Origin of the sequence: Actinomadura sp. 6N118, assembly GCF_044326415.1 — a bacterium.
Taxonomy (GTDB): Bacteria; Actinomycetota; Actinomycetes; order Streptosporangiales; family Streptosporangiaceae; genus Spirillospora.
In genome coordinates, this window is sequence record NZ_JBIRAZ010000017.1 from 64,056 (window position 1) to 85,987 (window position 21,932).

Annotated in this window: 20 protein-coding genes; 12 read left to right on the forward strand and 8 right to left on the reverse strand. The window is 69.5% G+C overall.

Going from position 1 to position 21,932, the window contains the following annotated elements:
- Positions 1–25: 25 nt before the first annotated feature.
- Complete coding sequence (locus ACH34W_RS36590) at positions 26–406, reverse strand: DUF4307 domain-containing protein (protein ID WP_395965746.1); 381 nt, start codon at positions 404–406, stop codon at positions 26–28.
- Positions 407–528: 122 nt separating this feature from the next.
- Between ACH34W_RS36590 and mca the strand changes: the two genes are divergently transcribed.
- Both mca and ACH34W_RS36600 read left to right on the forward strand, forming a co-directional pair.
- On the forward strand, positions 529–1,404 hold the full coding sequence (gene mca / locus ACH34W_RS36595; protein WP_395965895.1) for a mycothiol conjugate amidase Mca: 876 nt from the start codon (positions 529–531) through the stop codon (positions 1,402–1,404).
- Positions 1,404–1,700, forward strand: coding sequence for a hypothetical protein (locus ACH34W_RS36600; RefSeq protein ID WP_395965747.1), 297 nt, complete (start codon positions 1,404–1,406; stop codon positions 1,698–1,700). The genes mca and ACH34W_RS36600 overlap by 1 nt, the downstream gene beginning before the upstream one ends.
- A 30-nt stretch (positions 1,701–1,730) precedes the next feature.
- On the opposite strand, the gene ACH34W_RS36605 is transcribed toward ACH34W_RS36600, so the two are convergent.
- A complete protein-coding gene (locus ACH34W_RS36605; RefSeq protein WP_395965748.1) occupies positions 1,731–2,207 on the reverse strand; it encodes a pyridoxamine 5'-phosphate oxidase family protein in 477 nt (158 codons plus the stop codon).
- An 89-nt stretch (positions 2,208–2,296) separates the two neighbouring features.
- On the opposite strand from ACH34W_RS36605, the gene ACH34W_RS36610 reads away from it, so the two are divergent.
- The 4 genes from ACH34W_RS36610 (at position 2,297) to ACH34W_RS36625 (ending at position 7,685) form a co-directional block, all read left to right on the forward strand.
- Positions 2,297–3,232, forward strand: coding sequence for a ribonuclease Z (locus ACH34W_RS36610; RefSeq protein ID WP_395965749.1), 936 nt, complete (start codon positions 2,297–2,299; stop codon positions 3,230–3,232).
- Positions 3,233–3,550: 318 nt separating this feature from the next.
- Positions 3,551–4,180: a glycoside hydrolase family 16 protein gene (locus ACH34W_RS36615; RefSeq protein ID WP_395965750.1), complete on the forward strand. Its 630-nt coding sequence runs from the start codon at positions 3,551–3,553 to the stop codon at positions 4,178–4,180.
- A gap of 95 nt (positions 4,181–4,275) precedes the next feature.
- Positions 4,276–6,261, forward strand: a complete 1,986-nt coding sequence (locus ACH34W_RS36620; RefSeq protein WP_395965751.1) for a thioredoxin domain-containing protein — start codon at positions 4,276–4,278, stop codon at positions 6,259–6,261.
- Between the two features lie 248 nt (positions 6,262–6,509).
- On the forward strand, positions 6,510–7,685 hold the full coding sequence (locus ACH34W_RS36625; RefSeq protein ID WP_395965752.1) for a C40 family peptidase: 1,176 nt from the start codon (positions 6,510–6,512) through the stop codon (positions 7,683–7,685).
- 31 nt (positions 7,686–7,716) lie between these two features.
- Here ACH34W_RS36625 and ACH34W_RS36630 read toward each other — a convergent pair whose 3' ends face one another.
- Together ACH34W_RS36630 and ACH34W_RS36635 are read right to left on the reverse strand one after the other, a co-directional pair.
- Complete coding sequence (locus tag ACH34W_RS36630; protein ID WP_395965753.1) at positions 7,717–8,358, reverse strand: TetR family transcriptional regulator; 642 nt, start codon at positions 8,356–8,358, stop codon at positions 7,717–7,719.
- Entirely contained in the window at positions 8,339–9,883 is a 1,545-nt protein-coding gene (locus tag ACH34W_RS36635; protein WP_395965754.1) for a DHA2 family efflux MFS transporter permease subunit, read from the reverse strand. The genes ACH34W_RS36630 and ACH34W_RS36635 overlap by 20 nt, the downstream gene beginning before the upstream one ends.
- A 116-nt stretch (positions 9,884–9,999) precedes the next feature.
- Between ACH34W_RS36635 and ACH34W_RS36640 the strand changes: the two genes are divergently transcribed.
- The 6 genes from ACH34W_RS36640 (at position 10,000) to ACH34W_RS36665 (ending at position 16,035) form a co-directional block, all read left to right on the forward strand.
- Positions 10,000–10,521, forward strand: a complete 522-nt coding sequence (locus ACH34W_RS36640) for a hypothetical protein (RefSeq protein ID WP_395965755.1) — start codon at positions 10,000–10,002, stop codon at positions 10,519–10,521.
- Positions 10,522–10,712: 191 nt separating this feature from the next.
- Complete coding sequence (locus ACH34W_RS36645) at positions 10,713–11,531, forward strand: isoprenyl transferase (RefSeq protein WP_395965756.1); 819 nt, start codon at positions 10,713–10,715, stop codon at positions 11,529–11,531.
- Between the two features lie 129 nt (positions 11,532–11,660).
- Positions 11,661–13,010 (forward strand): PhoH family protein, encoded by a 1,350-nt coding sequence (locus ACH34W_RS36650; RefSeq protein WP_395965757.1) that lies wholly within the window; start codon positions 11,661–11,663, stop codon positions 13,008–13,010.
- Between the two features lie 543 nt (positions 13,011–13,553).
- Positions 13,554–14,468 (forward strand): transglycosylase SLT domain-containing protein, encoded by a 915-nt coding sequence (locus ACH34W_RS36655; protein ID WP_395965758.1) that lies wholly within the window; start codon positions 13,554–13,556, stop codon positions 14,466–14,468.
- Positions 14,469–14,838: 370 nt separating this feature from the next.
- Complete coding sequence (locus ACH34W_RS36660) at positions 14,839–15,324, forward strand: transglycosylase SLT domain-containing protein (protein ID WP_395965759.1); 486 nt, start codon at positions 14,839–14,841, stop codon at positions 15,322–15,324.
- A 234-nt stretch (positions 15,325–15,558) separates the two neighbouring features.
- Positions 15,559–16,035: a lytic transglycosylase domain-containing protein gene (locus ACH34W_RS36665; RefSeq protein WP_395965760.1), complete on the forward strand. Its 477-nt coding sequence runs from the start codon at positions 15,559–15,561 to the stop codon at positions 16,033–16,035.
- Between the two features lie 15 nt (positions 16,036–16,050).
- Here ACH34W_RS36665 and ACH34W_RS36670 read toward each other — a convergent pair whose 3' ends face one another.
- From ACH34W_RS36670 to ACH34W_RS36685, 4 genes are all read right to left on the reverse strand, one after another.
- On the reverse strand, positions 16,051–17,448 hold the full coding sequence (locus ACH34W_RS36670; RefSeq protein ID WP_395965761.1) for a class II fumarate hydratase: 1,398 nt from the start codon (positions 17,446–17,448) through the stop codon (positions 16,051–16,053).
- 107 nt (positions 17,449–17,555) lie between these two features.
- On the reverse strand, positions 17,556–18,827 hold the full coding sequence (locus ACH34W_RS36675) for a serine/threonine-protein kinase (RefSeq protein ID WP_395965762.1): 1,272 nt from the start codon (positions 18,825–18,827) through the stop codon (positions 17,556–17,558).
- 284 nt (positions 18,828–19,111) lie between these two features.
- Complete coding sequence (locus ACH34W_RS36680) at positions 19,112–20,788, reverse strand: fumarate hydratase (protein WP_395965763.1); 1,677 nt, start codon at positions 20,786–20,788, stop codon at positions 19,112–19,114.
- Between the two features lie 88 nt (positions 20,789–20,876).
- Positions 20,877–21,872 carry a DMT family transporter gene (locus ACH34W_RS36685; RefSeq protein ID WP_395965764.1) on the reverse strand — a complete coding sequence of 332 codons (996 nt, stop codon included), beginning with the start codon at positions 21,870–21,872 and terminating at the stop codon, positions 20,877–20,879.
- Positions 21,873–21,932 lie beyond the last annotated feature (60 nt).

Genomic DNA, 21,932 nt, shown 5'->3' on the forward strand with positions numbered 1-21,932 from the left:
CACTGGTGGGCTTTTACCAGCCGTTTCACACCTTGTGACAGCTCTCGACACGGGCGCCGGTGGCCCGCTTGGACGTCGGCAGCACGTCGGTCCGCGTAATGGTCTTCGTCCCGGGCGGCACGGAGATCTCCCGCTTTCCCACGATCGCGAAATCGACGTCGAACGCGTCCACCACGCACCGCACGTTGTCGGACTCGCTTTTGGAGATCGAATACTTGATCTGCACGGCCGAGTCGCTGAGTACGCTGTAGGTGATCGTTTGTTTGGCGATACCGGGCTGCTGGCCCGCGTACCCCACGATGATCGACCAGCCGCCCGCGCAGACGGCGGCCAGCAGGCCGATCACCACCAGGCCGAGCCGGCCGCGGCGGGATGAGGTCGGTGCTGCTGGGGCGCTCGTGGCCATCGCGGGAATCTCCGTGCGGGGTGCGGACGTTGTCAGGGACAATTCTCTTCCGTTGTGGCGCGTGCTCCGAACCGGGGTCCCGCCAAGCCTCCGAAAAGGGAGATGCCGAGGTGCCCGAGCAGGTGTCCGAACCGTTGAGGCTCATGGCCGTGCACGCCCACCCTGACGACGAGTCGAGCAAGGGCGCGGCGACCATGGCCCGGTACGTCGCGGACGGAGTCGAGGTCCTCGTCGTCACCTGCACGGGCGGGGAACGCGGCGACATCCTCAATCCGGCCATGGACCGTCCCGAGGTCAAGGCCGACATCGGCAAGGTCCGGGAGGAGGAGATGGCGCGGGCGCGCGAGATCCTCGGTGTCCGGCAGAGCTGGCTGGGCTTCGTCGACTCCGGCTTCCCGGAGGGAGACCCGCTGCCGCCGCTGCCCGAGGGCTGTTTCGCGCTGGAGCCGCTCGACGTGGCCGCCGAGCCGCTGGTGAAGGCCGTCCGGGAGTTCCGGCCGCACGTGATGCTCACGTACGACGAGAGGGGCGGCTACCCGCACCCCGACCACGTGAAGACCCACGAGGTGTCAGTGGAGGCGTTCGAGGCCGCGGGCGACCCGGACCGCTACCCGGGGACCGGCGAGCCGTGGCAGCCGCTCAAGCTCTACTACCACATGACCTTCACGAAGGACCGGCTGGTCGCGCTGGACGCCGCCATGAGCAAGGCCGGGATCGAGTCGCCCTACGGGGACTGGCTGAAGAGCATGGAGGAACGGCCGCAGCCGTGGGCGGTGACGACCCGGGTGCCGTGCGCCGACTACTTCGAGACGCGCGACCAGGCGCTGCTGGCCCACGCGACCCAGATCGACCCGAACGGCTTCTGGTTCGCATGCCCACTGGACCTCCAACGTGAGGCATGGCCGACGGAGGACTACCATTTGGCCAGGTCCCTGGTCGACACCGAGCTGCCGGAGGACGATCTGTTCGCCGGTATCCGGGAGAAGGTGGCTTTGTAGTGTTCCCACTGGCCATGCCGTTGAACGATGACACCGTCACGCCGGGCTTCCTCGGCTTCGGGGTCTTCCTCGCCCTGGTCGTCGCCCTGGTCTTCCTGATCCGTTCGATGAACAAGCAGATCGGCAGGATCCAGGCGCCACGCGAGGCCGACCTCAAGCAGCAGGAGTGGGAGGCGGCGCAGGCCGCCAAATCCGACGGCAAGCCCGCCGCCAAGCCCGCCACGAGGGGCGACGCCACGCCTGCCGCGAAGGCCGACGCCAAGCCTGCCGAGAAGGAGAACGGCGCCCCCGCCTGACCTGCTGCGCTCGCAAGCAGGCCGAGGCCCTCACGCCTTCCGGTGGTCCCAGCTGACGACCCGGTCGGGCTCCATCACGATGATGACCCGCTTGGCCAGCGACTGTTCGAGCGCCGCGGCGAACTCGGGGTCGATCGGGGCGCCCATCTCGGGGACCGGCATCCCCGCCAGGCGGGCGTCGACGACCGCGCCGACCTGGAGGCGGGTCTCCGGGTCCTCGATGATGCGGCCCTGTCCGTAGAGGGCGGCGCCGCGCAGCTCGCCGTACTCGTCGCCGTCCTCGACCAGGCACGTCATGGTGGGGTTCCGGCGCAGGTTGAGGACCTTCTGCGAGGACTTGTACGTGGAGAACGCGATCTTGCCGTCGAGCAGCGCGTAGAACATCGTGACCAGGTGCGGCTCGCCGTCCTTGCTGACCGTGGCCACCTGCACCTTGTACGAGGAGGCCAGGAAGTCCGCGGTCTCGGCGGGCGTCATCTTGATCTTGTCTCGCTTGGTGCTGCCCACGGGCGTACCTCCGGGGTAAGGGCGTGCTTGCGGCGACTCCCGGCAGAATATCGTTCGGCTGCACGGCCTCCTGGCGGCACCATGGGGGCATGTCCGTCCGCGATCTCGTCGTGCTCGGGTCCGCCAGCGCGGTGCCCACCAAGTCCCGTAACCACAATGGCTATCTGCTGCGCTGGGACGGGCACGGCCTGCTGTTCGATCCGGGCGAGGGGACACAGCGGCAGATGGCGTTCGCCGGCGTGACCGCGACCGACGTGACGTGGATCTGCGTGACGCACTTTCACGGCGATCACTGCCTGGGCGTTCCGGGGATCGTGCAGCGCATCGCCCGCGACGGCGTCGAGCACCGGGTGGACGCGGCGTTCCCGGCGAGCGGCGCCGAGTACTGGGAACGGCTCCGGTACGCGACGCCCTTCCGGGGCACCGAGGTCATCAAGGAGCAGCCCGTTTCGGGTGAACGGATGCGGCTCGACACCGGCGACGCGCCGTTCAGCCTGACCGCACGCAGGTTGTCGCACCCGGTCGAGGCGTACGGCTACCGGCTGGAGGAGCCGGACGGCGTGACGATGAAGCCGGGCGTGCTCGCGGCGCGCGGGGTGCGCGGCCCGCTCGTCCGGCGGCTTCAGGAGGAGGGCGCCGTCGTCGCCCCGGACGGGCGCACGGTGACCTTGGCGGAGTGCAGCGTCCGGCGGCCCGGGCAGAAGGTCGCGTTCATCATGGACACCCGGCTGTGTGACGGCGTGCACGAACTCGCGGCGGACGCGGACCTGCTGATCATCGAGTCCACGTTCCTCGACCAGGACGCCGCGCTGGCGGCCGGCTACGGCCATCTGACCGCGCGGCAGGCGGGCGAGGTGGCGGCGGCCGCCGGTGTGCGGCGCCTCGTGCTGACCCACATCTCGGAGCGCTACCGCATGGAGGACGAGCTGCGCTTCGTCGAACAGGCAGCCGCTGCGTACAGCGGGGACATCGTGCTCGTGCACGATCTGGACCGTGTCGTCATGCCACCACGGCGCCGCGGCTGAGCACTTGATCGGCTGTATGGCAAGAGACCGGCGACTATCGGCATCTTTAGTGATTCTTTCATCACGCGCTGTTGTGATGAGTCCATGTCGCCGACCCGGAGTGCCGCCGCGCTTCTCGTGGTTCTGACCATTGCGTCCTGTGATTCTGCGGAGACGGAACGGACCTCGTCCCCCGTACGGAGCGCGCCCGCAGAGCCGTCAGATGCAGGGCCGTCAGATTCCGTACGGTCGCATCCCCGTGAGACTCCGCCGCCGAGCCCGCGTCCCGTCCGGAGGGCCAAGCCGGGGACACCGGGCTTCTGGGGCAAGCCGGTGCTCGTGGACGGATTCGACGGCGATCGTGTCGACACCTCCAAGTGGCTGGTCTACGACTACCCCGACGCCCGGGTCAATCCGCGGACCAAGGCCGCCACCAAGGTCGAGGACGGCACACTCAAGCTCACCGGCGGCGTCTACCAGGGCAAGGACCTGTCCGGCGGCATCGCCTCCCACCTCAATCAGAGGCACGGCCGCTGGGAGGTGCGCATGCGCGCCGAGAAGGGGATCGGCTACTCGGCGGTCGCGTTGTTGTGGCCGAAGGTCTTCGGCAAACCCGAGCACGCGGAGATCGACTTCGCCGAGGTCATCGACTCGTCCCGGCAGAACGTGGGGATCTTCATCCACTACGGGCCGGACAACCGCATGGCCCAGCGCAACGTGAGGCGCGACGCGACCCGATGGCACACGTACGCGGTCGACTGGCTCCCGCGCAGCCTGACGTTCTGGATCGACGGTAAGAAGGTGTGGAGCTACCGAGGCCCGCTGACGCCCGAGCGCAGCACGATGGGCCTCGCACTACAGAACGACCAGGTGTGCGATCGCGGGCCCGGCTTCTGCCGAACCCGCGGTACCCCCAAGTGGGTCACCATGCACGTCGACTGGGTCAAGATCTACAAGCGCCCGCGCTGACCGCCCGGCGCTCGGCGGCGGGCGGCGGGGGCCGCGTTCACCATCGATCTCGCCTCGCGGAGTGATGCCGGAGCCGGATGGGGCAGGATCGGGACATGAACCGCCTCAAGGACGCGACGAGCCCATACCTGCTGCAACACGCCGGCAACCCTGTCGACTGGTGGGAGTGGAACGACGAGGCGTTCGCCGAGGCGAGGCGGCGGGACGTCCCGATCCTCCTGTCGGTCGGTTACGCCGCCTGCCACTGGTGTCACGTCATGGCACACCAGTCGTTCGAGGACGTTCAGACGGCGCAGCTCATGAACTCGTTGTTCGTGAACATCAAGGTGGACCGAGAGGAACGGCCGGACGTCGACGCCGTCTACATGGAGGCCACCCAGGCCATGACGGGCCAGGGCGGCTGGCCGATGACGGTGTTCATGACGCCGGACGGGCACCCGTTCTACTGCGGCACGTACTTCCCCCGGCCCCAGTTCCAGGCGCTGCTGAACGCCGTCCACAAGGCGTGGACAGAGCAGCGGGACGAGGTCGTGGGGCAGGGACAGCAGGTCGTGACGGCGCTCGGCGCCCAGCGGCCCGCTCTGGGCGGGGTGGAGCCGCCAGGGGAGGAGCTGCTCGGGGCGGCAGTCCGGTCGCTGGCGGGGTCGTACGACAAGGCCCGGGGCGGTTTCGGGGGAGCGCCTAAATTCCCGCCGTCGATGGCGCTGGAGTTCCTGCTGAGGCATCACGCGCGTACGGGTGACGACGATGCCCTGGCGATGGCCGGGCACACCCTGGAGGCGATGGCCCGTGGCGGGATGTACGACCAGCTCGGCGGAGGCTTCGCGCGCTACTCGGTGGACGACTCGTGGGTCGTTCCCCACTTCGAGAAGATGCTGTACGACAATGCGCTGCTGGCGAGGGTCTATGCGCATTGGTGGCGGCTGACCGGTAACCCCTTCGCGCGCCGGATCGCACTGGAGACATGCGACTGGATGCTGCGCGACCTGCGTACGGAGCAGGGTGGGCTGGCCTCTGCCCTGGACGCCGACAGCGAGGGCGTCGAGGGCAAGTTCTATGTCTGGACCCCTCAGGAACTGCGGGTCCTGCTGGGCGACGAAGACGGTGGTTATGCCGTGGAGTTGTTCGAGGTCACGGGGACCTTCGAGCACGGGACGTCGGTCCTGCAGCTGCCGATCGACCCCGAAGACCTTGAACAGTACGCGCGGGTCCGGGCGGAGCTGCTGGCGGCGCGGGAGCGGCGGGTGCCCCCGGCGCGGGACGACAAGGTCGTCGCGGCCTGGAACGGCCTGGCGATCGCGGCGCTGGCCGAGTGCGGAGCGTTGTTCGCCCGGCCGGACCTGGTGGCCGCCGCCGAGGAGGTCGCACGGCTGCTCGAACGGCTGCACATCAAGGACGGGCGGCTCGTACGGACGTCGCGTGAGGGTGTCGCGGGCGCCAATGCAGGCGTACTCGAAGACTATGCAGATGTAGCCGAGGGGTTGCTTTCGCTTCAGGGCGTCACGGGCGAGGCGAAATGGGTCCGGCTGGCGGGTGAGCTGCTCGACACGGTGCTCGAACGCTTCGGGGACGGGGCGGGCGGGTTCTTCGACACCGCCGACGACGCGGAACGGCTCTTCCGCCGGCCGCAGGACCCGACCGACAACGCGACCCCGTCGGGGCAGTTCGCGGCGGCGGGGGCCCTGCTGTCGTACGCGGCGCTGACCGGGTCGGAGCGGCACCGGGAGGCGGTGGCCGGGGCGCTCGGACCGGTGGCGATGCTGGCCGAGAAGGCAGCGCGCTTCGCCGGATGGGGCCTGGCGGTGACGGAGGCCTACGTGGAAGGGCCGCTGGAGGTCGCCGTCGTGGGCGCCCGCGACGACGAACGTACGAGGACGTTGCACCAGACGGCCCTGATGGCGGTCTCGCCCGGCGCCGTGGTGACCGTGGGCGCGCCGGGAGAGTCGGACATTCCGCTGCTCGAAGGGCGGGGCCTCGTGGACGGCGCGCCGGCGGCCTATGTATGCAGGGGCTTCGTGTGCCACCTGCCGGTGACCACCACCGCCGATCTGGTCCATGAGCTGCGAGGTCGGGCGCCCTGACGCGGACGGCCCGGATCCGCGGGCGCACGGGCGCGGTGGTCGCTCTGTCGTGGCTGCTTTGTCGCAGCCACTTTGTCACCGGGTGACCTTGATCTCAGTGGCGCTTGGTGTTACCAATGGGTAACGGAGACAGAGGTGACTGTTCGCGGCCATCCGCTTCAGGATGGTGCACGGTGCGCTGGGTATCTGGACGGTGGTCACGCTTCTGGGCCATAGTCGTTCAAGGCCGACCTTGAGGGAGTGTTGCCGTGCGCAGGCCGGACCGCCGGGTCCTTCCGACGATCATCGGCGTTTCGGTGCTGACCACGCTCGCCGCCAACACGGCGGTGCTGGTCGCGCACGGGCAGGACGGCACCCCGCAGGCCACCCCGCAGACCTCGCAACAGCGGTTCGTGGCCGCCTCGGGCAGCTACCAGCTGTCACCGACCGCCATCGCCCCGCTCGGCAAGCGCCTTTCTCCGCATGTGATGGTCGCCGCGCCCGGTTCGCTGCCGCCCGCGGTGATCGAGAGGGTGCGCAAGATCAAGGGCGTGCAGGGCGTCGAGATCGTCGACGCGGTCCAGGCGATGGTCGCGGGCAAGCGGGTGGGACTGCTGGGTGTGGATCCGTCCACGTTCCGCAAATACACGCCCAAGCCGACCGCCCAGTCGGACGCGCTGTGGCGCAACATCGCCGGCGGCGACGTGGCGATCTCGTTCACCATGGGCAATGACGGCGGCGTGCAGCTCGGCGCGCAGATCCCGGTGGGCGGCAAACAGAAGCAGTCGACGGTGCGCGTCGGCGCCTACGCCACCATGGGCATCGCCGACGTGGACGCGGTGGTCTCGCACGCCACCGCCCAGTCCCTCGGCGTACCGGCCTCCAACGCGATGCTGATCAGCGCGCCGAAGCTCAAGACGGCCAAGCTCATCAAGGACCTCCGCAAACTGCTGCCCAAGCAGGCCCGCGCGGTCGAGGTCAGCCCCAAGATCGATTACCCGGAGGCGAAGAGGCTCCCGAACGCCAACGGCCAGGTGATGACCGCGCGGCAGGTGCAGACGGTGATCCGCGCCGCTCACACCCGCCTCGGCTGGCCCTACGTGTGGGGCGGCGAGTCGGAGTCCGAGGGCGGCTACGACTGCTCCGGTCTGATGCAGTACGCCTTCGCCAGGGCAGGTATCAGGCTGCCGCGCGTGGCCGCCGACCAGGCGCGCGCCGGCTGGGTGATCCCTTTCAGCAAGGCGCAGCCGGGCGACATGCTCATCTGGGCGAACGACCCGACCGCGCCGGGCTACATCTCGCACATCGCGCTCTACTTGGGCGACGGCAAGATGCTGGCGGCCCCGCGGCGCGGCACGGTCGTCCAGATCCAGAACGTCTACACCCGCAACATGCGCGGCGCGGTCCGCGTCAACCCGCGCCTCTCTGCCCGCGTCGCGGGCTGAGCCGCGGGCTGCGCCGGCGGGCTGAGAGGCGTCACAGCGGGAAGCCGGTGGCGACGAGCTCCAGGTTGTGGTCGATCAGGTCCGGGAGGCCCTCGATCTCGACCTTGCCGTCCAGCCACGCGTACATCGCCGCTTGGAGGACGCCGAGGAGCGCCCAGGTGAACGTCTCGACGTCCAGGTCGTCCTCCGGGCGTCCGATCCGTTCGGCGATGATCTCCTTGAGCACGGCGTGCGTGCCCTCCCGCAGTGACTCGGTGGTGCGGGCGCGCAGCGCGGGGACCTGGGCGGTCAGCCGCATCCGGGCGGTTACGGTCTCCATGTCCCCGGCGAGCATCTGCGGCAGGATCTCGCGGAACGTGGCGCGCAGCGCGTCGATGACGCCCGTCCCGGGCGGCTGGGCCCGGAAGATCTCCGCCATGATCGGGTCGTACTCGTCGGTGATGACGACGTCTTCCTTGGTCGGGAAGTAGCGGAAGAACGTGCTGGGGGAGATCTCCGCCGCCTCCGCGATCTGCTCGACGGTGGTCTCGTCGTAGCCCTGCTCGGTGAAGAGCCGGAGGGCGTGCTCCTGGATCGCCCTCCGGGTCTTCAGCTTCTTGCGCTCCCGGAGCGGAAGCCGCTCCAGCCGGTCCTGGAGTCGGTCGATGGCATGCTCAGGAAGCGACGTGCTCATGGTCTGATTCTGGGCTATCGGCGGCCGGCCGCGCACGTTCCGGCGGCGGCTGGAAGATCCAGACCAGCAGCGCCACGATCAGGGCGCCGAGCGCGCAGACCGCCAGCGCGGCGTTCATCCCGTGCACGTAGGCATCCTGAGCCGAGGCCAGCAGCCGGCTCGCGCTCTGAGGTGGGCCGAGCCGTTCCGCCACGGCGGCGGCCCCGCCGATCGAGTCGCGGGCCGTGCCGGCGGCCTCCGCCGGCAGGCCGTCGAGGTCGATGCGGTCCCGGTAGACGACCGACAGCAGGCTGCCCAGACCGGCGATGCCGAGTGCGCCACCGGTCTGGCGCAGCGTCTGGACCAGGCCCGAGCCCCGGCCGGCCTGGTCGTCCGGAAGCCGGGCGAGCACGACGTCCATGGCCGGGATCATGGTCAGCCCCACCCCGACGCCCAGGACCGACAGCCACATCGCGGTCGAGGAGTAGGCGTCGCCGGTCTCGGTGAGCGCGCCCCAGCCGAGGCCCGCGGCCAGCAGGAAGAGCCCGATGACGATGAGCGGCTTGTGGCCGGTGCGCGCGGTCAGCCGTTCGGTCGCCAGGCCGCCGGCCATGAGGCCGAGGAGCATCGGGATGAGCCGCAGCCCGGTGTCGAAGACGCCGTTGCCCTGCACGACCTGGAGGTACTGCGGGAGCACGAAGAGCGTGCCCGCCATGACGACGGTCCCCAGCGTTCCGGCGATCACGGCCCACGTGAAGGCGGGATCCTGGAACAGCCTGACGTCCATCATGGGCTGCGCGAGGCGCCGCTCCCACAGGACGAACGCGGTGAGCAGGACGAGACCGGCGCCGATCGTGCCGATGATGAGCGGGTCGCTCCAGCCGTCCGCCGGGCCCTCGGTGATTCCGTACACCAGGCCCGTGAGGCCGCTGACCGACAGCAGCGTCCCCACCACGTCCAGGCGGGGGGCGCTCGTGTCGCGGGACTCGGGGAGCAGGACGGCCACGGCGATCGCGCCCACGGCGACCACGGGCACGTTGATCAGGAAGATCGAGCCCCACCAGAAGTGCTCCAGCAGCCAGCCGCCGAGCAGCGGGCCGAGCGGCAGGCCCAGCGCCATGGACGCCGACCAGATCGCGACCGCCCGGGTGCGCTCGTGCGGAGGGAAGATCGCCGGCAGGATCGACATCGACAGCGGCATCATGATCCCCGCGCCGATCCCCATGAACGCGCGGGCGACGATGACGCTCCCCGGGCTGTCGGCGAGGGCGCCCCCGAGCGAGGCCAGGCCGAAGACCGCCATGCCGACGAGCAGCAGGCGCTTGCGGCCGAACCGGTCGCCCAGCAGCCCGGCGGGGAGCAGCAACGCCGCGAAGACCAGCACGTACGAGTCGACGATCCATTGCAGCTGGCTGGTGCTCGCGTTCAGGTCCGCCGAGAGCGTCGCCAGCGCCACGTTCAGGATCGTCAGGTCGAAGCCCAGTGCCAGCAGGCTCAGCGCGAGCGCGCCCAGACCCCACCACCGCCGCGAGCCGTGCACTGCCATAACCGCCACCTCCAAATAGAAGTTACTCGTAAATGAGAGTAACTCTCAAAAGATGGGAAGTGTCAATATCGGTGGTCCCTTGGAGGAAGGTCAAGCGAGCGTGTAATTTTGATTACATGAATACGAGTGAAGCAGCAGAGACGGTGCGGGCCTGGTTCTCCGGGCGGCTTCCCGAGAAGTGGTTCGAGGCGGTGCCCGAGATCGTCCTGGACCGGGAAGAGGTCAGCGTCGTCGGACGGCTGCCGCTCCCCGGTGCCGCCGACAACCTCGCAGGCACCGAACGGGCCGCCGCAGTGGCAGGCCACATCCAGCGCTTCCGCGAGGAGACCCGCGACCAGCGCATCGCCATCGCCCGCGAAGCCGAGCACCGCTTCGGCCACAAGGTCTCGTGGGGGGTGGAGTGCGACGAGCAGCGGGAGATGTTCACGACGCTCTCGGTCCCGGTCATGACCCGGCTCCGGCAGCCCGAACGCCGCGTTCTGGACACCCTGGTGGACGCGGGCGTGGCGCGCAGCCGCAGCGACGCGCTGGCCTGGTGCGTGCGCCTGGTCGGCAAGAACACCGACGAGTGGCTCGGCGAGCTGCGCACTGCCCTTGAGTACGTCGAACGCGCCCGCGCAGCCGGCCCGCAGGCCTGACCGGCCGACCGCTGATCGTCACACTGACCGTCGCTGATCGCCGTTGACCCGCCGTTGACCCGCCGTTGATCGTCTGGAGCAGGTGACCAGGCCTGGCCGCCCGGGTAAATACCGCAGAAGGTGGGACATCCATCACGCCCGGGCCATAATTGAGCGGCGTTCTAGATGGAACACGGCGGGACGGGGAGCACATGGGCACGGGGCGGCGCGCGAGACTGACCGGCACGATCAAGAGCAGCGTCGTGTACGGAGCGGTGCGGGACGTCGCGTACCGGATGTACGAGCGCCGCGTGGAGTCGTCGCTGCCCACCGACATCGTCCCCCGCCATGTCGGGGTCATCCTGGACGGCAACCGGCGCTGGGCGCGCTCGATGGGGATGGCCGACGTCAACACCGGCCACCAGCGCGGCGCCGACAAGATCTCCGAGCTGCTGCACTGGTGCACCGAGGCCGGAGTCGAGGTGGTCACCCTCTGGCTGCTGTCCACCGACAATCTGGGCCGCCCGGCCAAGGAGCTCGACCCGCTCCTGGAAATCATCGAGAAGACGGTCCGCAACCTGGCCGCCGACGGCTGGCACGTCAAGCCGGTCGGCGCCCTCGACCTCCTGCCCGACAAAACCGCCTGTGTCCTTAAAGATGCCGGCGAAGCAACATCCGGTGCTCCCGGCCTGATTGTGAACGTCGCGGTTGGGTATGGAGGTAGGCGTGAGATCGCTGATGCGGTGCGCTCTCTGCTCCTGGAGCAGGCGGGCAAAGGCACCAGCATCGAGGAACTCGCCGAGGTCCTCGACGTCGAGCACATCGCTGAGCATCTCTACACGCGCGGCCAGCCGGACCCCGACCTGGTCATCCGTACCTCGGGGGAGCAACGTCTCTCCGGCTTCATGCTCTGGCAGAGCGCCCACTCGGAGTTCTACTTCTGCGAAGTCCATTGGCCGGACTTCCGCAAGGTCGACTTCCTGCGGGCGATCCGCTCGTATGCCGCGCGGCACCGGCGCTACGGTTCCTAAGGATCATCCACCCCTGATCTACGCCCACCTCCCCTGCCCTCTCCACGGCTCATCCGGCCGTACGGGGGCGGGTGGCTGGGCCAGGGGCCGGCGCGCCACGTGTAGTTCCCCCAGAAACAGGGAGATCGAGTGGCCACATCCTCCACGCGCCGTCCCGCCTCCGGGAACCCCGGGCCCATCGGCCCGGACCGGCGCACGTACGTCCTCGACACCAGCGTCCTGCTCGCCGACCCGGGGGCGATGACCCGGTTCGCGGAGCACGAGGTCGTACTCCCCATCGTCGTCATCTCCGAACTCGAGGCCAAGCGGCACCATCCTGAGCTTGGCTATTTCGCCCGGGAGGCGCTGCGCACCCTCGACGACCTGCGACTGGAACACGGCCGGCTGGACGAGGCGCTGCCCATCGGCGCGCAGGGCGGCACCATCAGGGTCGAGCTCAACCACTCCGACCCGAGCGTGCTGCCCGACGGCTTCCGGCTGGGCGACAACGACACCCGGATCCTGTCGGTGGCGAGCTGGCTGGCCAAGGAAGGCCGCGACGTGGTCCTGGTCTCCAAGGACCTGCCGATGCGGGTGAAGGCCTCCGCCGTCGGCCTCACCGCGGAGGAATACCGCGCCGAGCTCGCCGTGGTGGAGTCCGGCTGGACCGGGATGCGCGAGCTGGAGGTGCCGGCGGGGCAGATCGAGGAGCTGTACGAGTCGGGGCGGGCCGATCTGGACGAGACGCGTGACCTGCCCGCCCACACCGGTCTGCGGCTGCTGTCCGAGCGCGGCTCCGCGCTGGCCCGGGTGCAGGCCGACAAGTCCGTGCGGCTCGTCCGCGGCGACCGGGAGGTGTTCGGGCTGCGTGGCCGGTCCGCCGAGCAGCGGATCGCGCTGGACCTGCTCCTGGACGACGAGGTGGGCATCGTCTCGCTCGGCGGCCGGGCGGGCACCGGCAAGTCGGCGCTGGCCCTGTGCGCGGGCCTGGAGGCGGTCCTGGAACGCCGCCAGCACCGCAAGGTGGTGGTCTTCCGGCCGTTGTACGCGGTCGGCGGGCAGGACCTGGGCTATCTGCCCGGCTCGGAGAACGAGAAGATGTCGCCGTGGGCCCAGGCGGTCTACGACACGCTCTCGGCGGTGACCACCCCGGAGGTCATCGACGAGGTTTTGGACCGTGGCATGTTGGAGGTCCTGCCGCTGACACACATCCGCGGCCGGTCGCTGCACGACGCGTTCGTGATCGTGGACGAGGCGCAGTCGCTCGAACGCGGCGTCCTGCTGACCGTCCTGTCGCGGATCGGGGCAGGCTCTCGCGTGGTGCTGACTCATGACGTCGCGCAGCGTGACAACCTGCGGGTCGGGCGGCATGACGGCGTCGCGGCGGTGGTGGAGCGGCTGAAGGGGCATCCGCTGTTCGCGCATGTGACGCTGACGCGTTCGGAACGGTCCCCGATCGCCGCCTTGGTGACCGACATGCTCGGCGACGTCGGCACCTGACCGGCACCTGGTCAGAGGGAGCCCCGCTCGGCTGACCAGCACGTTCACGAAGGGCGCCCCGGCGATGGTCTGACCGTCGCCGGGGCGTCTTCGCGTTGTACGGAATTCGTCACTCCACGTGATGATCGATCATCTCTCGGTCAGTTAGTGATGAAGGTCACACGAACTAACGAGAAGGTAAGGAAGCCCAGGTCCACACGCTGTTTTGGGAAACTTTGCCGCGAGTTGACAAACGCCCCACCTAGAGCTTCTGTCTCGTTTTGGTTGCGGAGCACTCCTCGACCTCGGGCATTGTGTCTCCTCGTAAGCACCCCCCGAGCGGTGCAGGCGCGCGTGGCACCCCCTGAAAGGCCGTGCGGGCGACGCTCCGCTCCGGGTCCGGGCCGCCTTCACGGGCGAGTGGCCGGGCCGGGGGTGGACGCACCTCGTACGCGTGTCCATGCGCGTGCGACCGTCGGAAGGACCGCCTTGAACGGAGACCACCCCAGGTCCCCTAGGCGAGACGATCGACAGAGCTTTGACCCCCCGGGCCACGACGACGACGTGAAGGTCGCGGGAGGCTCGTCCGGCGCCCCGGCCCCTGGCCGGTTCCCGGCCTCCGCCGGCGACACCATGGGCATGCAGGCGGTGCCCGGCGAGCAGATGCCCGGTGAGCCTGCCGACGCGGAGACGACGCGCGTCGACGCGTTCCCCGCCGGGCCCTTGACCGTCAGCCCGAACGGCCCGCCCGACCCGAACGGCCCAGGCCAGATCGGCCGTGACGAGATCGGCGGTGACCGCTCGCCGCGCCGCGCGACCGTCCCGTCCGGTGTCGGACTCAAGATCGTCGCGGTGGCGGCCGGCGTGGCCGTCCTGGTCGGCGGAGGCGCGGTCGCGGCGTTCGCGCTGACCGGCGACTCCGGTGACGGCAAGTCGGCCGGCAAGGGCACGGTCTCCCCGGCCCCGCCCCAGCTCGCCGCGGACGCGCCCCAGGTGGACACCAAGGCGCTGGAGGCACAGCGCCGCAAGCAGGCCCTCGATCGCGCTTCGCGTGCGGTCCGCACCTCGCCGGGCAAGGCCCCGGTTCTGCGCCCCAAGGGCTCCCCGATCCCCACCAAGAAGCCCGGCGACGACGGCGGCGGTGACCCGCCGACCGGTGGCGACCCGGTACCGGCCGGCAAGGCACAGGCGATCGCCAAGTCGATGCTGCCCAGCTACGGCTTCACCGGAAAGGGCGAGTTCGGCTGCCTGGTCAAGCTGTGGAACAAGGAGAGCGGCTGGAACACCTACGCCCAGAACCCGAGTTCGGGTGCGTACGGCATCGCGCAGGCTCTGCCCGGCTCCAAGATGGCCAGCGCCGGGTCCGACTGGCGCACCAACCCCCGCACTCAGATCAAGTGGGGCCTCGGCTACATCAAGAGCCGCTACAAGACCCCCTGCGGCGCCTGGGGCGCCTTCCTCGACAAGGGCTGGTACTAGCCGCCCACCACGAACTCCGGGCGGCCTTCATCGCGGCCGCCCGGTGAGGGCCAGAGAGTCCTCTGAGCGCGGGACGCCGATCCCGCGACGAACGATGCCGCGCTGATGCGGCCGGCCCCTCGACGGGCCCACAAAACGGCGGCGGCGTGAAGATGCGCCGGACGCCCACATCTCAGGCGGAGACGCACCTGGCGTCCCGCCGTCACCTCGGAAACCGTGCACGGCCACCCGTTCGCCGGGTGCTGCCCGCACGTACCCGCGTCCACCTGGACGTTTCCGGTGCCCGGTCGCCCCGCCCCCGTGCGAGGCCGCACCAACGAGGTGAAGAACGCCAGGCCGACCGGTCGCCTGGCACGACGAAAGGTTCGTTTTGGTTCGCAAGTCCCGTCTTTCCACGACCAATGGACTCCGTCGTTCCGCGTCGCTGGCGCTCGCCGCCACGCTGACGTTCGGCGTCGTCGCGGAAACGGTCCCCGCCCAGGCCTCTGCCCCGACCACGGCCACCACGGCCACTGTGGTCGCCGCCAAGGCCCAGGCGAAGAAGAAGACTCGCGCCCAGAAGAACAAGGCCATCGCCAAGGCCATGGTCAAGAAGCGCGGCTGGTCCAACCGGCAGTACAAGTGCCTGGTGAAGCTCTGGCAGCGCGAGAGCGGCTGGAACCACAAGGCCCGCAATCCTTCCTCCGGTGCGTACGGCATCGCGCAGGCCCTGCCCGCGCGGAAGATGCGCAGCGCCGGCAAGGACTGGCGGACCAACCCCAAGACCCAGATCAAGTGGGGTCTCCGCTACATCAAGGGCCGCTACGGCACCCCCTGCCGCGCGCTGAGCCACTCCAACTCACGTGGCTGGTACTGATCTGCACCGATAGTTACTGATCGGCACTGTTAGTGCCTGATTCAGCCAGGGCGTCGAGCCCCGGCGGCACAACGAGGGGCGGGCTCCGGCCCGCCCCTTTTGTCCTACCCGACGGGCGGCGCGGGGCAATAGGTCGGCAAAGCCCTGGCACAGATGACCGGATCTGCTGATTATCACCGGCTGATCAGCAGCACGCTACGGGACGTGTCACCTCACATACGTAACCGCTTCCGAGTGATCGCTCTTGGGGTGGCCGCCGCGGTGGTCGGCGGTCCCATGGTCATGGACCCCGTGGAGGGTGCCGTGACCAAGGCCCAGCACACCGTCATGGTGGCCGCCCAGAAGAAGATCCACGAGAAGCGGATTTCGAAACTGATCCATGTCAAGCAGCGCAAGCACGGCCGGAGGCAGGCGAACAAGCTGATCGCCAAGACCCTGATGGCCCGGCACGGCTGGCGCCAGCCGGCGCAGTTCCGCTGCCTGGAACAGCTGTGGACGCGGGAGAGCGGCTGGAACCAGCACTCCCACAACGCGTCGTCCGGCGCCCACGGCATCCCGCAGGCGCTGCCAGGCTCCAAGATGGCCGGTGCGGGCCCGAACTGGCGGTCGAACCCGCGCACACAGATCAAGTGGGGCCTGCGGTACGTGAAGCACCGCTACGGGACGCCCTGCGGCGCCTGGGGCCACTTCCAGGCCACCGGTTGGTATTAGCCCTGCGTGTTGGTATTAGCCCTGCGTGCCAGTCATGCTCAGGACATCGAGGGTGGCGTCGAGTTGCTCCAGGGTGAGCTTGCCCTGGTCGACGTAGCCGCGCTCTAGGACGACCTGCCGGATGGTCTTCCGCTCGTTGAGGGCCTGCTTGGCGACCTTCGCCGCCTCCTCGTAACCGATGTAGCGGTTGAGGGGCGTCACGATCGAGGGCGACGACTCGGCGTACTCGCGCGTGCGTTCGACGTCGGCCTCGATGCCTTCGATGACGCGGTCGGCCAGCAGGCGCGAGACGTTGGCCAGCAGACTGATCGACTCCAGTACGTTGCGGGCCAGCATCGGCAGCATGACGTTGAGCTCGAAGTTGCCCGAGGCGCCGCCGAACGTGATCGCCGCGTCGTTGCCGATGACCTGGGCGCCCACCTGGGCCACCGCCTCGGGGATCACCGGGTTGACCTTGCCCGGCATGATCGACGACCCCGGCTGCAGGTCGGGCAGCCGGATCTCGGCCAGCCCGGCCCGCGGTCCCGAGCCCATCCAGCGCAGATCGTTCGCGATCTTGATGAGGCTCACCGCGACGGTGCGGAGCGCACCGCTGGTCTCCACGAGCCCGTCCTGCGCGCCCTGCGCTTCGAAGTGGTTGCGCGCCTCCCGCAGTGGCAGGCCGGTCACCCGCGCGATCTCCGCGATCACCCGCTGGGCGAAGCCCTCGGGGGTGTTGATGCCGGTGCCGACCGCCGTACCGCCCAGAGCCAGCTCGGCCAGCCGGGGGACCACGGCGTTCACCCGCTCCACGCCCAGCTTGATCTGGGCCGCGTAGCCGCCGAACTCCTGTCCCAGCGTCACCGGCGTGGCATCCATCAGGTGGGTCCGGCCCGACTTCACGACTGCGGCGAACTGGATCGCTTTGTGGTTCAGCGCCCCCTCAAGATGCTGCAGCGCGGGGATCAGATCGTTCAGGACGGCTCCGGTGGCCGCGATGTGGATCGAGGATGGGAAGACGTCGTTCGACGACTGTGAGGCGTTCACATGGTCGTTGGGGTGGACCGGAAAGCCCAGCCGTTCCTCGGCCAGCGTCGCGATCACCTCGTTGGCGTTCATGTTCGAGGAGGTCCCCGAGCCGGTCTGGAACACGTCGATCGGGAACTGGTCGTCCCAACTGCCCGCCGCCACCTCCAGCGCGGCCCCGCTGATCGCCGCCGCCAGACGCTTGTCGATCACGCCGAGATCGGAGTTGACCGTGGCCGCCGCCGCCTTGATGTGGCCGAGCGCCGCGATGTGGGCCGCCTCCAGCCCGCGGCCCGAGATCGGGAAGTTCTCGACGGCCCGTTGTGTCTGGGCCCGCCACTTGGCCGTCGCCGGTACCCGCACCTCGCCCATGGAGTCGTGCTCGATCCGGAATCCCTGCTCGGCCATGGCTCAGCCCACCTCCGTCTGTGAATGTCACCCTGCCTCCAGTGCCAGCCTCGAGGCCGTCTCGCGCATTCCCGCGAGGGACGGCATCGGCCCCTGGAGAGGTGAGGTCATCCCCCGGAGGTGGCCTTCTTAACCGGGAAACGATGGGTTGTGCCCGCCCGGCCCGGCGGCTGCTGAGCGCCGTTGATCCAGATTTCGCAGGCGGCCGCGTCGTGCAGGACGACGTTGAGTTGGGGCTGGTCGTACTGGCGGGTGTCGCCCTTGACCAGGGTCTCGTTGGCCAGGACGTTGATCGACTGCCCGGGCACCGAGACGAAGATCCGGCACGTCTCGGTGAGCGCCCGGATCACCAGGGCGTTGGAGCCCACGCCCGGAGGTGCCGCCGCCGGGTTGCCGGTCGACGACGAGGAGGGCGCGGTGGGGGACGGGCCGGGGCTCTCGCGGTCCATGCCGACGATGAGCGCGGTGGCGCCGATGCCGCAGGAGGCGAGGATGGCGGCGATCATCGCGATGATGGTGGCCAGCCGGTAGCGCGGCGCGGGCGGCCGCCGGCCGGAGCGGGGCCCGGACAGCGCGCGTTCGAGGCGGTCGGACGCGCGGGCGTGGCTGAGCCGCCGGGTGGGGTTCTTCTCCAGCAACCCGGTGATCACGGAGGTGAGCGCGCCGGCGTTCTGCGGGGTGGCGACGTTCTCGTTGGCCAGGGCGCTGAGCGTGGCCATGACGTTCTCGCGCTCGAACGGCGGGCGGCCCTCGACGGCGGCGTAGAGCGTGGCGCCGAGCGACCACAGGTCCGACTGCGGAGTGGCCTTGTCTCCGGCGGCGACCTCGGGCGCCACATAGGCGGGGGAGCCCATGAAGTGGCCGGTCTTGGTGAGGCTGACCGACCCCGAGGAGTAGGCCAGCCCGAAGTCGGTGAGCACGACCCGGTCGCCGTCGAGCAGCACGTTGCTCGGCTTGAGGTCCCGGTGGACGATCCCGGCCTTGTGCGCGACGGCCAGCGCGCTGAGCAGCTGGCGGCCGATGTGCGCGGCCTGGGCGGCCGAGATGGGGCCCGACCGTTCGACGAGCTGCTCGAGGCTGGGCGCCTCGATCAGCTCCATCACGATCCAGGGCCGGCCCTGCTCTATGACGACGTCGTAGACCTCGACGATGGCAGGGGAGCGCAACTGAGCCGGGGCCCGCGCCTCGCGCAGGGTACGGCGGTAGAAGACGACCCGGTCGTCCTCGGAGAGGTCCTCGGGGAGCCGCAGCTCCTTGATAGCCACAGCGCGATCGAGGAGCTCGTCATGGCCTCTCCACACGGTGCCGTTGGCACCGGAACCCAGTTCCGATACCAGCCGGTAGCGCGTCGCGAGTACGAGGCCACCTGACTGAGACATGGCGGAAAAGATACCGGAGTGGCGATGCGGTCATATTGGAGACCTGGTCACCAACTTGGATTTGGGGCCAATAATCTGACCAATGCGTACGATCTTCGCGTTTGTGACACGTCTGACATGCGTTTTGATCATGGATGGTGCCCCTGACGGGCGTCTCACCCGCTGAATCGTTAGACCGCCGTGATCATGAAGATCGGCGACCCCGGCCGGCCGCCGGCACGCGCGTGCGACGACCGGCCGGAAGTGGCCGGAAACGGCCACGAGGCCGGGGCTCAGCTGCCGGCTCAGCGGCGGCCGATTGTCAGCACCGGGCCGGTGGTGTCCGCGAAGAAGTCGTTGCCCTTGTCGTCCACGACGATGAACGCGGGGAAGTCCTCGACCTCGATCTTCCAGACGGCCTCCATGCCGAGCTCGGCGTACTCCAGAACGTCCACCTTCTTGATGCAGTCCTGGGCGAGGCGGGCCGCGGGGCCGCCGATCGAGCCGAGATAGAAGCCGCCGTGCGCCTTGCAGGCATCGGTGACCTGCTGCGAGCGGTTGCCCTTGGCCAGCATGACGAACGAGCCGCCGGCCGCCTGGAACTGCTCGACGTAGGAGTCCATCCGGCCTGCCGTGGTCGGGCCGAACGAGCCGGAGGCGTAACCCTCGGGCGTCTTGGCGGGGCCCGCGTAGTAGACGGCGTGGTCGCGCAGGTACTGCGGCATCGGCTCACCCGCGTCCAGCCGTTCCTTGATCTTGGCGTGCGCGATGTCGCGGGCCACGACGAGCGGGCCGGTGAGCGACAGCCGGGTCTTGACCGGGTACTTGGTGAGCTCGGCGCGGATCTCGTCCATCGGCCGGTTGAGGTTGATCTGCACCACCTCGTCGTCCAGGTGCTCGTCGGTGGTGTCCGGCAGGTACTGCGCGGGGTCGGTCTCCAGCCGCTCCAGGAACACGCCCTCGGCCGTGATCTTGGCGAGGGCCTGCCGGTCGGCGCTGCACGACACCGCGATGGCCACCGGGCAGGACGCGCCGTGCCGGGGGAGCCGGATCACGCGCACGTCGTGGCAGAAGTACTTGCCGCCGAACTGCGCGCCGATGCCGAGCTTCTGGGTGAGCTCGAAGACCTGCTGCTCCAGCTCCAGGTCGCGGAAGCCGTGGCCCAGCGGCGAACCCTCTGTGGGGATCGTGTCCAGGTAATGCGCCGAGGCGTACTTCGCCGTCTTCAGCGCGTACTCGGCGGAGGTGCCGCCGACGACGATCGCGAGGTGGTACGGCGGGCACGCGGCCGTGCCGAGGGAACGGATCTTCTCTTCCAGGAAGGTGAGCATCCGCTTGGGATTCAGGACGGCCTTGGTCTCCTGGTAGAGGAAAGACTTGTTGGCGCTGCCGCCGCCCTTGGCCATGAAGAGGAACTTGTAGGCGTCGCCAGGCGCCGCGTACAGCTCGATTTGGGCGGGAAGGTTGGTGCCGGTGTTCTTCTCGTCCCACATGGTGACCGGCGCCATCTGCGAGTAGCGCAGGTTGAGCTTGGTGTACGCGTCGTACACGCCGCGCGAGAGGTGCTCCTCGTCCCGCCCGTCGGTCAGGACATGCTGGCCGCGCTTGCCCATCACGATCGCGGTGCCGGTGTCCTGGCACATGGGCAGCACGCCGCCGGACGCGATCCCCGCGTTCTTGAGGAGGTCCAGCGCCACGAACCGGTCGTTCGGCGAGGCCTCGGGGTCGTCCAGGATCTTGCGGAGCTGCTTGAGGTGCGCGGGCCGCAGCAGGTGCGAGATGTCGCGCATCGCGGTCTCGGTGAGCAGCCGCAGCGCCTCCGGCTCGACCTGCAGGAACGTCCGCCCGCCCGCTTCGAACGTCGACACGCCGTCGGCGGTGAGCAGCCGGTACTGTGTTTCGCCCCCTTGGCTGCGCCCCGCCACCCCCGAGGTGTCGTCGGCGCCGAGCGGCAGCAGGTCGGTGTAGGAGAACTCAGGCATCGAAGATCCTCGCGCACGTTCTGATGGGGTGGGCGCCCTACAGATTACGGCCCTCCGCCTGCCATCCGGCTGACAGGGCTCGGTTCGGTTAGCAGCCCGCGGTGGCGGGTTCGGGGGCCGGCGTGGGCACCGGGCGCCGCCGCCCGGGACGCAACCCGATCACCACGCCCACAGCGACCAGGGCCGCGCCCGCCAGATCGGCCGGGCCGGGGCTGCCCAGGCCGAGCGCGACGGTGGTGATCACTGCGCTCACCGGGATCACCCCCGCGAAGAGCCCGGCTCTGTCGGCCCCCAGCCGTCCGATCGCGTCGTACCAGAGGAGGAACGCCACGGTCGTGACCACCACCGACAGGTAGGTGAAGCCGGCGACCTCGCTCACCGTCGGCACGCGCAGGACGGCGCGACCGTCGGCGACCAGCCCGATGACCAGCAGCATCGGTGCCGCCAAGGCCGCCGAGTACGCCGACACCCGCAGCGGGCCGAGCTTCGGCAGCAGCGGCACGGCGAGCAGTGAGAAGCACACCTCGCCGCCCAGGGCGCCCAGCGACAGCAGGAGCCCGCGCGGGGTCCCGCTGCCTAGGCCGTTCGCGAGCGCCGCGCCCAGCGTCACCACGACGGCTGAAACGACGATCACCGGCGACGGCCGGCGCCGTTCGAGGATCGGCCCGACCAAGGCCAGGGCGATCGGCACAGTGGCGATCACCGTGCCGATGGTCGCCGGGCTGGTGTCGCGGGTCGCGGCCACGATGAACACGTTGAACGCGGCGAGGCCGGTGCCCGCGAGCGCCGTCAGCAACGCCAGGTCCCGCAGTGTCAGGTCCCGCAGTGTCAGATTCCGCGTTGTCAGACTCCGCGTTGTCAGATCCCGCGGGGTGCGCCGGGGCCGGTCCCGGCGCCGGTCAACGAGCCGCACGGCGAAGAGCAGGATCGCGGCGGCGACCGCGTAGCGGACGGCCTGGCCGCCGAAGACCGGATAGTCGGCGATGGTGGCCGACACCGCGGTGAGGGTGCCGACGCAGAACATGGCGCTTCCGGCGCCCAGGACGCCCCTGGTGTTTGTGTTGGCGCTGGTCGTGGATGTCATGACATGGGACGCTAGGAGTTGCTTGGACCTCGATACAGGGCCAATCGGACCGCTGGACCA